This window comes from Arthrobacter sp. StoSoilB19 (assembly GCF_019977275.1).
Lineage (GTDB): Bacteria > Actinomycetota > Actinomycetes > Actinomycetales > Micrococcaceae > Arthrobacter.
Genome location: NZ_AP024650.1, coordinates 644580 through 657221 on the forward strand (window position 1 = coordinate 644580; position 12642 = coordinate 657221).

General features: G+C 69.3%; 9 protein-coding genes. 1 reads left to right on the forward strand and 8 read right to left on the reverse strand.

All coding sequences use genetic code 11. From position 1 onward, the window contains the following. Window positions 1–22: 22 nt before the first annotated feature. From LDO86_RS03140 to LDO86_RS03170, 7 genes are all read right to left on the reverse strand, one after another. Window positions 23–853 (reverse strand): DNA-formamidopyrimidine glycosylase family protein, encoded by an 831-nt coding sequence (locus tag LDO86_RS03140; protein ID WP_018770846.1) that lies wholly within the window; start codon window positions 851–853, stop codon window positions 23–25. Then, window positions 846–5867, reverse strand: a complete 5022-nt coding sequence (locus LDO86_RS03145) for an ATP-dependent helicase (protein WP_018770847.1) — start codon at window positions 5865–5867, stop codon at window positions 846–848. Before LDO86_RS03145 ends, LDO86_RS03140 begins: the two co-directional genes overlap by 8 nt. A 165-nt stretch (window positions 5868–6032) precedes the next feature. Then, the gene (locus tag LDO86_RS03150) at window positions 6033–7607 is read right to left on the reverse strand and encodes an FAD-dependent oxidoreductase (protein ID WP_018770848.1); all 1575 of its coding nucleotides are present in this window, start codon (window positions 7605–7607) and stop codon (window positions 6033–6035) included. 90 nt (window positions 7608–7697) lie between these two features. Further along, entirely contained in the window at window positions 7698–8351 is a 654-nt protein-coding gene (locus LDO86_RS03155; RefSeq protein WP_026266006.1) for a DUF4232 domain-containing protein, read from the reverse strand. Window positions 8352–8452: 101 nt separating this feature from the next. Continuing rightward, window positions 8453–9223 carry a YcnI family protein gene (locus tag LDO86_RS03160; protein ID WP_051081414.1) on the reverse strand — a complete coding sequence of 257 codons (771 nt, stop codon included), beginning with the start codon at window positions 9221–9223 and terminating at the stop codon, window positions 8453–8455. An 83-nt stretch (window positions 9224–9306) separates the two neighbouring features. Next, the gene (locus LDO86_RS03165; protein WP_018770852.1) at window positions 9307–9939 is read right to left on the reverse strand and encodes a hypothetical protein; all 633 of its coding nucleotides are present in this window, start codon (window positions 9937–9939) and stop codon (window positions 9307–9309) included. 150 nt (window positions 9940–10089) lie between these two features. Then, window positions 10090–10299: a hypothetical protein gene (locus LDO86_RS03170; protein WP_018770853.1), complete on the reverse strand. Its 210-nt coding sequence runs from the start codon at window positions 10297–10299 to the stop codon at window positions 10090–10092. 215 nt (window positions 10300–10514) lie between these two features. Here LDO86_RS03170 and LDO86_RS03175 point away from each other — a divergent pair, with 215 nt between their 5' ends. Continuing rightward, complete coding sequence (locus LDO86_RS03175) at window positions 10515–10862, forward strand: hypothetical protein (RefSeq protein WP_018770854.1); 348 nt, start codon at window positions 10515–10517, stop codon at window positions 10860–10862. A 59-nt stretch (window positions 10863–10921) separates the two neighbouring features. On the opposite strand, the gene LDO86_RS03180 is transcribed toward LDO86_RS03175, so the two are convergent. Then, window positions 10922–12637, reverse strand: coding sequence for a thiamine pyrophosphate-dependent enzyme (locus LDO86_RS03180; protein WP_018770855.1), 1716 nt, complete (start codon window positions 12635–12637; stop codon window positions 10922–10924). Window positions 12638–12642: the final 5 nt, after the last annotated feature.

Here is a 12642-nt window from a genome sequence, read left to right on the forward strand (position 1 = left end):
CAGGACCACCTGCGCCTAAAGATCAACTGGGTACGGGCTGGCATTTCGGGCAGAAGTAGATGTCCCGCTCCTCCTCACCGTTTGGCTTGCCCAGGAGTCCGCGCTGGATGGGCGTGCCGCATTTCAGGCAGGGCTGGCGTTCCCGGCCGTACACCCAGTAGCCGGGCCTGCCTGCCATCCTGCCCACCGGCATGCCGCGGGCATTCAGGATGGTGACGCGGCGGCCGGGCCCGAGGTTCACTTCCAGAAGCTGTTTGGCATCGGTCATCAGGGTCCGCACGTCCGTGACCCCGGAAACCGGCGTGGCGGGATGCACCCCGGACAGGAAGCACGTTTCGCAGCGGTAAATGTTCCCGATGCCTGCGAGGTTCCGCTGGTCCAGCAGGGCAACCCCCACCGGCGCCTCAGGGCGCGAACGGATGCGCCGTTCCGCCTCGTCCGGGTCCCAGTCCGGGCCCAGGAGGTCCGGGCCGAGGAATCCCACGATGGAGTCCTCATTGGCTGTGGCCACCACTTCCACAATGCCAAGGGAAAAGCCGACGGCGTCTGCCACAGCGGTGCGGAGCACGCACCGGGCGGTGAATCCCGGCTTCCGCCACCTTCCGCCAGGCGGATACACCTGCCAGGCGCCTTCCATCTTCAGGTGGGAGTGAATGGTCAGCCGTTTGTCCTCCGGGCTGACCACCCGCATCAGCAGGTGCTTGCCCCTGGGAACCACCTCGGCAACGGTCCAGCCGGCCAGGTTGAGGGTGGCGAACCGGGGCACGCGGAAGTCCGAGGCGAGCAGCGTCTGTCCGGCTAAAGCCTGGTGCAGCTGGCGGGCGGCCCGCCAAACCGAATCGCCCTCAGGCACGGATCCTCAATCCCTTCGGGGTGGAGTAGGCGCCGGCGGAGCTGAGGGCAGCGGCCACCGGGGTGTCCAGGATGCCGTGCCCGTTCACTTTCTCCATGATCAGCTTGTCCACCGCACCGCGGGTGACCACCCCCACCAGCGCGGCACCCGCCGCCGCCAGGACGGCCTCGTCATCGCTGAAGGCCAGCAGGGTCTTCCCGCCACGCTCGACGTACAGGACCAGCGCACCGTCCACCAGGACCACCAGCGCGCCGGCCTTCCGGCCGGGACGGTGGCCGGTTCCGGCGTCGTCCTGCAGCGCGGGCCAGGGGAGGGCCGCACCGTAGGGGTTGGCGGGATCGGTGGCGGCGAGGGCCAGGGCCACCGGTTCGGCCTTCGCCAGCTGCGTGTCTTCCGAGTAGGAGCGGAGCCGGTCCACGGTGGCCGGAACAGCGAACTGGGCGGCACCAAGATGTTCGATGAAGTACCCCCGGCGGCAGCGGCCCGCCTCCTCCAGCCGGGCCAGGACCTTGTACATCAGGCCGAAGCCACCCACGATCTGTTCGGCCATGACCGAGCCGCGGGTGACCACGCCATAGCGGTCCAGCAGGAGTTCCGCCGTGGCGCGGGCATGGATGGTGGGATCGAGTTCAGGCTCGGGAAGCGCCGACCACCGCCCGGCGGCGGTGGGCGGAGTGGCGGCACCCTGCGTTCCATACCGGCCGCCGGCCAGCCCGGGGGAGCCCATCAGGCCGGTGCCGTGGGAGCGGCCCAGCCGGCTGAGCCGCGGCGCCCTGGCACGTGGTGCCCTTGCCACCTGGCGGTGGGCCGTGTGGCCTCCCGCGATCAAGGCCCGGACCGGGGCGAACGTGTCACCGGTGATCCTGCCGGCCCATGCGAGGTCCCACAGCGCAGCCACCACCTCCTGGTCGCTCAGCACGGCGTCCATGCCGCCCGCCACTTCGGTCAGCTGGCGGAAGAAGTACCCGCCGCCGTTGTTCCGCAGGTGGTCCAGGAGCCGCTGGCCGGCGTCCCCCGGTTCAAACTCGGGCGATGGGTTGAGGGTCAGTTCCACCGAGTCCGCCAGGTGAAGGCTGATCCAGCCATCGTTTCCCGGGAGCGCCCCGGCCCCCGACCACAGGACTTCACCTGCAGCCATCAGTTCATCCAGCATCGCGGGCTGGTAATTGGATACCCGTGTGGCCAGCACCAGGGGCTCCCAGGCTGACGCGGGGACGGGCACCCCTGAGAGCTGGTCGATGGCGGTGATGATGCCGTCCAGGCCGCGCAGCGAGGGCTGGCCGCGGCCGCCGCCGGGAGTCCTGACATGCTGCCACGCGGGCAGGAAACGTCCGTAGGCGGCAGCGTCCACCGGCTCCACTTCGGCACGCAGCGCGGCCAGGGAACGACGGCGGAGCTTGCGCAACACCTCGGCGTCGCACCATTCGCTGGCGATAGTGTGCGCAACGTCGGGGACGGGAGCGCTGGCGGCTTCATCGGCTGGCGGTGGTCCGGCAGGTTCGCCGGCCTCCGGCGGCGCGGTTTCGGGCGGGGTGACGTGGGGCCGGAATTCCCCCTCCACCACGCGTCCATCCGCTGCCAGGCGTTTCAGGGCCGTACCCACCACAGCCACACCGAGGCCCAGCCGGGCAGCGGCTTCGGCAGCGGTGAAGGGCCCATGGGTCCGGGCATACCGGGAGACAAGGTCGCCCAGGGGATCGGCCACCGGCTCGATGAAGGCCAGCGGAACGCCCATGGGCAGCGGAACGCCAATGGCGTCGCGGAGTCGGGCTGCATCCTCCACGGCGGCGAAGCGTTCAACCCCGCCGATGTTGACCTTGATGGCGCGGTTGGCGCGCTGGAGCGCGGCCAGGTGCGCTGCCGCCTCTTCCACAGTTGCGGCAGCGTCGACCGGCGGAGCGTCACCGGGCTCGAGGACCTGGACTGCGTCCCCTGCCGGCTGTGAACCCTGGAGCCGTGCCGCCGTTTCCCCGGCCGTCAGCGGGCCCAGCAACCGCAGGAGGTCCGCGACGCCCTCCATGCCCCGTGCACGCCGGTCAGGGGCCAGCCGCTGCAGCTCGCGTTCGGTGGCCTCGATGACTTTGGCGTCCAGGAGTTCGCGCAGTTCCACCCGGCCCAGCAGCTCGTTCAGGAGGGTGGAGTCCAGGGCCAGGGCGGCGGCCCGCCGTTCGGCGAGCGGGGAATCGCCCTCATAGAGGAACTGGGCCACGTAACCGAAGAGGAGGGACTTGGCGAACGGCGAGGGCTGTTGGGTGGTGGTCTGCAGGATCCGCAGCTCACGCCGTTCCACGGACGCGGCGATGTCCTTCAACGCCGGCAGATCGTAGACGTCCTGCAGGCATTCGCGGACTGTTTCCAGCACGATGGGGAACGTGGGGTACTTCCTGGCCACGTCCAGCAGCTGGGCCGACCGCTGGCGCTGCTGCCAGAGCGGCTGGCGCTTGCCCGGGGTCTGGCGCGGCAGCAGCAGCGCACGGGCAGCGCACTCCCGGAACCTCGAGGCAAACAGGGCGCTGCCGCCCACCTCTGCCGTGACGATCTGCTCGAGTTCCTCGGGATCGAAGAGGAACAGCTCGGCGCCGGGCGGCTCGTCCTCCATCATGGGCACCCGCAGCACGATGCCGTCGTCGGCGGCCATGGCGGAGCCGTCCAGTCCGTAGCGCTGGTGCAGCCGTTGCCCCACAGCCAATGCCCAGGGCGCGTGCACCGGCATGCCGAACGGGCTGTGCAGGATCACGCGCCAGTCGCCCAGTTCGTCGTGGAACCGCTCCACCACCAGGGTGGTGTCGCTGGGGACCACCTCGGTGGCCTGCTTTTGCTCGTTGAGGTACTGGATGAGGTTGTTGGCGGCGAAGTCGTCCAGGCCGCTGGCCTTGCAGCGCTCGGTGGCAGGGCCGGCGTCGGACGCGGACAGTTCGCGGACGAAGGCGCCAAGTGCGCGGCCCAGGTCCACGGGCCGCCCCAGCGAATCGCCCTTCCAGAACGGCAGCTTGCCGGGCTGCCCGAACGCGGGGGAGACCAGGACGCGGTCGTGGGTGATGTCCTCGATCTTCCAGCTGGTGGCGCCCAGGGCAAAGACGTCCCCCACCCGGGACTCGTAGACCATTTCCTCGTCCAGCTCGCCCACGCGCCGGCCGCCCTTTGGTGCGCGCGCCGGTTTGCCGTCCCCGGAGGGGGAGGCAGAGCCTTCCTGTTCGGTGCCGATGATGTAGACGCCGAACAGGCCGCGGTCCGGGATGGTGCCGCCGGACGTAACGGCCAGGCGCTGGGCTCCGGGCCGCCCCTCGATGGTGCCGGCGTTGCGGTCCCAGATGATCCGTGGCCGCAGCTCGGCGAACTCGTCGGACGGGTAGCGCCCCGCCAGGAGGTCGAGGGTCGCCTCGAACGCTGACCGGGGGAGGGAAGCAAAAGGCGCCGAGCGCCGGACGGTGCTGAACCACTCCTCCACGTCGATGCTGCCCAGGGCGGTTGCGGCAACGGTCTGCTGGGCCAGGATGTCCAGCGGATTGGCAGGGATGCTGAGCCGCTCGATCTTGCCACCCAGCATCCGCTCCACGGTGATGGCTGTGTGGACCAGGTCTGCCCGGTGCTTGGGGAAAAGGACGCCCTGGGAAATCTCGCCCACCTGGTGCCCGGCGCGTCCCACCCGCTGCAGGCCGCTGGCCACGGACGGTGGCGACTCCACCTGCACCACCAGGTCCACGGCACCCATGTCGATGCCCAGTTCCAGGGACGACGTAGCCACAACGCAGCGCAGCCGCCCGGACTTGAGGTCGTCCTCGATGAGCGCGCGCTGGTCCTTGGACACGGAACCGTGGTGGGCGCGGGCCAGGACCGGATCAGCGCCCGCGGAGCTGCCGGCCTGGGCCATCATGTGCGCAGGGGTGGCGGTTGAAGCGGGAATGCCCGACGGCGGTCCCCCCGGCGTGCCGGGCCCGCCGGCCTGCCCTTCCGGGCCGGGATCGTCCCAGCCCCCGCCGACGGCAATCAGCTGGCGTTCGGCGTAGATCTCGTTGAGCCGCGCCGTGAGGCGCTCGGCAAGCCGCCGGGAGTTGGCGAAGACGATGGTGGACTGGTTGGCCAGCACCAGGTCCACGATCTTTTCCTCCACATGCGGCCAGATGGAAGCCTGCGGCTGCAGGCCGGAAGCCGGGCCGGAGTCGAACGCCCCTGCCGCGCCCTGCAGGTCCGACATGTCCTCCACGGGCACCGATACGGTGAGGTCCCAGTTCTTCCTGGCCGGCGGGGCGACGATCTCCACGGGGGCTGAACCGGCCAGGAACTGGGCCACCAGCTCCCGCGGCTCCACCGTGGCGGAAAGCCCGATGCGCTGCGCAGGCTTGGGCAGCAGCGCGTCCAGCCGCTCCAGGGACACGGCAAGGTGGGCCCCGCGCTTGGTCCCGGCCACGGCGTGGACCTCGTCAATGATGATGGTGTCCACCTCGGCAAGGGTTTCGCGGGCCTTGGAGGTGAGCATGAGGAACAACGACTCCGGGGTGGTGATGAGGATGTCCGGCGGGTTGGTCAACAGCGTCCGGCGGTCCGCAGCGGGAGTGTCCCCGGACCGGACCCCTACCGTGATCAGCGGGGCGGGAAGTCCCAGCCGCTTTGCCGTCTGGGTGATGCCGATCAGCGGGGACCGCAGGTTCCGTTCCACGTCAACGCCCAAAGCCTTAAGGGGCGAAATGTAGAGGACACGGGTCTTACGCTTTGGCGCCCGGGCCCGCTTGCCTTTTGCGGGCACTTCGGCAGGGGCGGGATCAGCGGCCTGGGACGCCGAGGCGAGCAGCCTGTCCAGCGCCCAGAGGAAGGCCGCGAGGGTCTTTCCGGAGCCGGTGGGGGCCACCACCAGCGCATGCGATCCTGAGGAGATGGCGTTCCAGGCCCCGGCCTGCGCAGGAGTCGGCTCGGAAAACGCGCCAAGGAACCAGTCCCTGGTGGGCCGGCTGAACTGGCCCATGGGGGCGGCCGCACCGGAAACACTGCTGCCGGCAGGACGCTGTTCCTGGTTCATGCCTCCATCATGCCGCAAGGCACTGACACCCGACTCCCGGGCGGCCGGGGTTCCGCCCGAAGCCGAACATCACCCCGTCCAACCCCGGGATTTCGGCCAAGGCAGACGGCAGCCCTGCAGGGCCTCGGCCGGCAAATCCCTGTTCAATAGCTGATCAATTCCTGTTCAAACAGTTTCGGACTCCGGCAGGTCCTTGGTGGCCGGGCCTTCAAGCAACCTTCCCTGGTTCGTGAAGCGGGACCCGTGCAGGGGGCAGTCCCACGTCTGTTCGTTGTCGTTCCAGTGCAGGATGCCGCCCAGGTGCGTGCAGACCGCCGAGAGCCTGCAGGTGGTTCCTTCCACGGTGGATACAGCCACCGGCCGGTTGCCCTCGCGGTAGACCTTGCCCTGGCCTTCGGCCGGGACGGCGGCCGGGCCTGCGGTATCAGGTGTTGCGGGGGCAGGCGCTGCGGGAACGGTGGGTCCGCGGGTTCCCCGTTTGAGGCCGTCAATCCTGCGGCCCTCGGTGGTCACTTTCCCCCAGTCGGAGGCCATCCTCGCGGCAACGCCGGCGTTGAGCGCCACGGCGGACAACGCACCTGCCGGCGATGTAATGCGGTGGTGGATGGTGTCCGCCCAGGGCACCTGGCCGCCCAGGATGTCCGCCGAGATGCCCAGCGCGGCGGCGACGGCGTTGGTCATTCCCCACTTGTTGTAGCCGGTGCCGAAGTAGATCCGGCCTTTGCCGCGCGGGAGCTTTCCGAAGAAGGGCATGAGGTTGGTGGGCATGTAGTCCTGTGCCGACCACGTGTGCGTGGTGACCGCACCGGGGTAATGCCGGCCCGCCCAGTCGAGCAGCCCGGTGAGGTGCGCTTTCTCTGAGTCCGTCCGCCCCACGTGATGGCCGTGACCGCCCACAAGCAGCAGGTTCCGGCCGTCCACCTCATAGTCGCGAAGGGAGTGCGTGGGCTGCTCAACGGAGATATACATGCCCGGCGGAGGTGCCTGGTCATCCTGCAGGGCAAGGGCCGCCGCGTAGGAGCGGCTTGGCTTCAGCTTGGCGAAATAGAGGCCGCGGTTCAGGACGGGGATTCCGGTGGCAAGGACGACCGTGTCCGCCCTGACACTGCCACGGTCGGTCCTGACGGCGGAGGGCGCATCGCCGGTGACGTCCTGGAGGCGCACGCCGCTGACGATCCGGCCGCCACGGCGGCGGATGTCCGCCACCAGTGCGTCGAGGACCTCCATCGGGTTGATCTGGGCCTGGTCCCGCAGCCGGGCGGCCCCGTGGACGGGAAACGGCAAACCCGCGTCGCGGACGTAATCCACGTCCAGCCCGGCGGTGGTGGCGGCGCTGACCTCCTCCCGCAGCTTTTCCGTTCCCTGTGCTGACGCAGCATAGGTGTAAGCGGTGCGGCGCTGGAAGGGCACGTTGTGCTCCTCCAGGTAGCGCAGCAGCCAGGCCTGGCCCTCCCGGTTTCCGTCCACGTACGCCTGCACCTGTTTCTGCGAATACTGGCGGGCCAGCTGGGACAGGAACGTGCCCTGCAGCAGCGTTACTTTTGCAGTGGTGTTGCCGGTGGTCACGGCCCCCGGCCGGCGGGCCTCCAGTACCAGTACGCTTTGCCCGGAGCGGGCCAGCAGCAGTGCGGCGACCAGGCCGGTGAGGCCGGCCCCCGCCACCACCGTGTCATACCTGGTGTCCGGTTCAAACGGATCAGAAATGAAGGGATCCCTGCGGTCCAGCCAAATCGACGTCATGCCAGTCCAACCTGCCTACGGTCCACGGCCCTCGCAGGCCAGTTTGTGCCTCCCTCCATTCCCGGTTCCCTCCTGGGTCAGGTCCCGGGGTCAGGCGGGCTGGAACGCTCCAATGCTGAGCAGTGTGATGTTTGCGTTGCCGCAGGCCCGGGTAGGTTGCGGGAGGAACAGGGAATCGGTGTCCTCGGGCGGATAGATCCGGTAGCCGGCAGCGTCCACGGGGGAGCAGTCCATGTAGTTGCCTGCCTGCGTGTAGCGCAGCACCGCAGTGCCCGTCTGGCCGGGGGCCAGCAGAACGTCCACGACACCTGCGGACTCATCCCGCGTGGCGGGGGCGCCAATGGGGGCGCCGGCGGCGTCTGCCACCAGGGAGACGCCCGGGAAGCCCCTGAGGATGCACGGCTCGGAGCCGCTGTTGGTGAGGTTGAGCTTCATGTAGACACTGCCGGCAGCGCCGCCACCGGACGGATCCGTGGCCGCCGTGAGCCCGGCCGCCTTGCACAGGCCCGGAGTGCCGGCAGGGCTGACGGGGGACGGGGAAGCCGGCGTCGACGTGGCCGGCGCCGAGGACGCCGGAGGCGCCGTTGACGCGGTCGGCGAGGGGGACTGGCTGGCCTGCCCGGTGGCGGGCGCCGTCGTAGTCTGGGACTGCGGCTGGCTTGGACCGCACGCGGTGAGCAGCAGCGCTGCCGCTGCGGCCGCCGTCGTCATGGCAAACCCCTGGGAAATTTTCTGAGACCTCATGGGACCACCTTCGCGGTAGCCGTTGCCCGCGTCAACGATGCCACCTGCAGTAGGGGCAATTTGATGCCCGGATCGTGATGATCCGGGCACCAATTACGACCCTAGGGCTTGCCGGCCGGCTCCCGGCCGGCAGTGCCGGCGGCAGTGTTGCTGCCCGGCGCGCGGAGCCTGCCCTTGCTCCGCAGCAGTGCCGCCCCGCCCAGGACCAGTCCGCCCACGCCGGCAGCAAGCCCGGTCCAGCTGCGCGCCTCCGCGCCGCTGTCCGTCCCCGCCGCCTGTCCGGTGCCGTGGGCAGCTCCTGCCGCGCCGTGGGCGTCCGCGTTGTCCGCCGCCGTGATGGTGAGCGAGGGGGCGGGGGCTTCCAGCCCGTGGGGGTCCTGGCCGTCAGCGGCGACCTGGGACCAGTCGGTCTGGCCGCTTTCGCAGGTCTGCAGCGTGGGGAAGTTCAGGGTTGTCCCGGCCATGTCCGGCAGGTGCACGGAAAGGACCAGGGCGTCGCGCAGTTCGGGGCTCAGCGGCGTCTTGGCCGTATAGACGATCTGGCTGGTCCGCTGCGTGATGGCGGTTCCGTCCGGGAGCTTCCGGGGTTCAGCGAACTGTTCGGTCACCTTTTCCGCTGTCCAGTTGGGGTTGACCGTGGGTTGGGCGTCATTCAATTCCGGGGGCAGCGTGATGGCCACCTTCGTGGTGGGGGACGTGCCGCAGCCGTGCGGAATGCCGAACGTCAGCAGGGCATAAGAACCGGCGCCGGTCTTGTCCGGGGTCACGCCAACATGCGCTGAGGCGCCGCCCGCCGCGGCGAGCAGGAGAACGGCTGAGCCTGCGGCGGCTGCGGATGCGGTCACGGTACGGCGAAATAACGGGGTTGTCATGGGTTGCCTTTCTGGCGCACACCACTGATTCAGGGCGTGCAAAATGTGTACCCCGACGCCGGGCGGAAGGCCGGTGCGGGGCTTTAGCAGGGAAGCACGACGGCGGAAGGCGGGCCGCGCCGGCTGTCCTGGCGGACGTTGCGCCAGGGGGAGCGGTACAAGGGAACGTGCCTGAACAGTCCGTTGAGGCGGACGGCAGGGACAGGTGCCACCGGCCCGGGAAGGCCGGCAAAGGGCCGCAGCCAGTCGGCCAGTGCCCACAGGGCAGCTTCGCCTTTGGCGAGGAGGAGGGCGCAGCCCAGCGTGGCCGCCGCGTGCGCTGCGAGCATCAGTGGTGCCAACGCGGGATTCGCGGGACTCAGGTGCTCCGCCAGGGGAGCGAACGCTGCGAACCCGGCCAGGGGGACCTGGTGCAGGTGGGCCGCCGCCGGCGCACCTGCTGCGCTCTCAAGGGGAGCGGAAAAGGCGGTGAGAAGCTCGTGCAGGGCCAGCTGGCCGCCGCCCAGGAGCGCGGCCATGGCCGGAAACGCCAGCCGAAGGCGGGTTGCGGCCGTGCTGGCCAGTGCTGTCAGGGCCAGCACGGCCAGGAGGAAGCCCGGGGCCGGAAGGCGGCCTCCGCCAACCACGTGGGCGCCGCCGGCGAGGGCCAGGGTGCCGGCGGCCAGGGTCGAGGCACGGAGGAGGTGGAAAGGGACCTGCGGGAGGGAACCACGCACGGCTGCTCCTCCTGCTGTCCGCCGGCACTGCAGGGTGCAGGGCCGGTTCCGCCTACGGGTCCGGAGCCGGTGCCCGGACCCTCAAGATTCTACCGGCCCCTTAGTCAGTCTCCGGCCCGGTGCAGTAGGGGCAATCGTCCGGGCAGTCCGTCATGCCGGCACCCCTGCCAGGTCGTAGCCGTCGGCGATATGGAACAAGCGCCGGCCTCCCGCGGGGGCTGCCACCCACACCACGTCGCCGTCATCGGTCCGGGCATCCACCAGGCCGCTGAAGGCGGTGTGCCCATCCCTCCTGAGTTCCACGCTGTCGCCGACCTGGACGGCGTCCCAGCGGACAGGGCTCTTTACGCGGCTCGTCATTGAAGTCACGGATATTCCTTTGAAGAGGCTTGGCCGGGGCGGCTGCTGCGGCCCCGGTGATGCCATCAAACCGCTGCGCCACGGCGCGGCTCAATGGAGGAATGGCCACGGGTTCCGGTCCCTTGTTGTGCATCCCTCCAGCAGAGACCCTGTGCCGGCATGGAGCGGCAGGGTTAGACTGCCTGCATACGTGTTGGCGATCGAAGGAGAAGTTCATGGACTACACCGGAAGCCAGTCGGAGAAGGCCGTAACCGCCGGGGAACTGGGCCGCAGCCACATCGGGCAGACCATCAGCTTCAAACCGAACGAGTTCACGGTTGTGTTCGGCAAGCTCGCGGGCATCGCCCGGACTGAGGCCATGGTCTACCTGTCGCTGACGGGGGTTGGAAACGGCACCCACCTGAAGGACGAATATGACCTGCCGCTGACCCATGAGGTCTTTGTGCCGGTGGACGTCATCACCAACGCGGAATCCACCATCAAGGACCTGTTCGGCAAAGTCCAGGAAAACCTCCGCGGGGCCGGCCACAAGGGTGGCGAGGACCGGACGGACCGGCTCTAACCGCCCGCAGCAAGAGCAAGGAAGAAGGCCGGCACTTTCGTGGCGGCCTTCCGCTTGGCCTAGTACGCCTTGACCCGCTGCTCCACCACGAGATGGATGAGGGCGAATACGCCGTCCCGGTCAATCGCTGCCAGGGCTGCATCCAGCGCTGCCGGGACATCTCGGTCCTCGGTCACCGTGACCCCGAATCCGCCGAAAGCCCTGGCCATCAGCGCAAAGTCGGGGTTCTTCAGCTGGGTACCGGAGACGCGCCGGGGATAGTGCCGCTCCTGGTGCGTGCGGATGGTGCCGTACTCCTGGTTGTCCATGACCACCACCAGCGGCGTGGCCCCGTACTGGGCAGCCGTGGCCAGCTCCTGCCCGTTCATGAGGAATTCGCCGTCCCCGGCGATGGTGACCACGCGCCGCTTCGGTTCGGCCAGGGACGCTGCGATGGCCGAGGGGACGGAGTAGCCCATGGACCCGTTCCGCGCGCTGATCATGGACGCGTAGCGGCGGGTGGGGAAATACCGGTGCGCCCAGTTGGTGTGTTCACCTGCACCGAACGTCACCATCGCATCCTCCGGCAGCCGGGGGACGAGGTTGGCCATCAGGGTGTCCATCCGGGCCTGCCCGGCCGCCGGGGCAGCAGGAGGCAGCGTGGCAAAGCGCTCCTGCTCGGCGCGCATCCTGACCGTCCAGGCCTTCCACTCTTCCTTCACGGGCAGGCTGATGCCCTCCAGGCCGCGCACGAACGCTTCCGGTTTGGCCAGGATCTGCCGCGACACCGGGCCGGACCTTCCCCGCAGCGACGGGTCCACGGTGACCAGGAAATTTTCCTTGTTCCAGTCCTGCCGGCAGACGAAACCGTCCGTAATGACGTCGCCCGGCACCGTTCCCACGAAGACCAGGAGGTCGGTCTCCTCCAGCAGGTCGTAAGTGGGGCGCGGCCGGCCATAGCCGATCGGTCCCACGTAGGACGGCGAATCGAAGGGCACTGTTCCCTGCGTCCGCCATTCCGCCGCCGCCGGGATGTGGTGCCGTTCCAGCCAGGCGGTGAGCTGGTCCGCGGCCTCCTGCGTCCAGTCGTTGCCGCCGGTCACGAACAGCGGCTTGGACGATTCCGCCAGCGCCGCTTCCAGGGCTGACGCATCAGCGCTGCCCATCCCGCCTGCGGCCACGGGAATCGCAGGATGCAGCGCAGGGCTGACCTCCCGCCGGATGACGTCCTCGGGCAGGCCCACCACCACGGGCCCGGGCCGGCCGCTCATTGCCGCAAACATGGCCTCCGCCACTATCTCGGAGGCCCGTTCCGGGTGGTCAAGGACCATCACCCGCTTGGCGCCGGTGTCGAACCAGGACTTGATGTCGAATTCCTGGAACGCCTCGCGGTCCCGGTGGGCAAACGGGATCAGGCCCACGAAGAGCAGCATCGGCGTGGAGTCCTGCCAGGCGGTGTGCAGCCCTACGTGGGCGTTGGCCGCGCCGGGCCCCCGGGTCACCATCGCCACGCCCGGGCGCTGGTTCAGCTTTCCGTCGGCTTCCGCCATGTACGCGGCACCGCCTTCATGGCGGCAGACGATGGTTTCGATCTTCGAGTTGTGCAGGCCGTCCAGCACATCCAGGAAGCTCTCGCCGGGAACCACATAGGTGCGTTCCACGCCATGCGCCACCAGCGAGTCAACGATCACGTGCCCCGCGGATTTCAGGGCGGGCGCCACGGTGTCCTGGTGATGGACGACGGCGGCGGGCCGGGTGGGGGAGGAGGTCAGGGTGGGCTGCGGCTCTGGTGTCATGTTCT

Bases quoted from the DNA above. Each gene is read 5' to 3' on its own strand.
- LDO86_RS03145 (WP_018770847.1), bottom strand. From the start codon at position 5,867: ATGAACCAGGAACAGCGTCCTGCCGGCAGCAGTGTTTCCGGTGCGGCC.
- LDO86_RS03150 (WP_018770848.1), bottom strand. From the start codon at position 7,607: ATGACGTCGATTTGGCTGGACCGCAGGGATCCCTTCATTTCTGATCCG.
- LDO86_RS03155 (WP_026266006.1), bottom strand. From the start codon at position 8,351: ATGAGGTCTCAGAAAATTTCCCAGGGGTTTGCCATGACGACGGCGGCC.
- LDO86_RS03160 (WP_051081414.1), bottom strand. From the start codon at position 9,223: ATGACAACCCCGTTATTTCGCCGTACCGTGACCGCATCCGCAGCCGCC.
- LDO86_RS03170 (WP_018770853.1), bottom strand. From the start codon at position 10,299: ATGACGAGCCGCGTAAAGAGCCCTGTCCGCTGGGACGCCGTCCAGGTC.
- LDO86_RS03175 (WP_018770854.1), top strand. From the start codon at position 10,515: ATGGACTACACCGGAAGCCAGTCGGAGAAGGCCGTAACCGCCGGGGAA.
- LDO86_RS03180 (WP_018770855.1), bottom strand. From the start codon at position 12,637: ATGACACCAGAGCCGCAGCCCACCCTGACCTCCTCCCCCACCCGGCCC.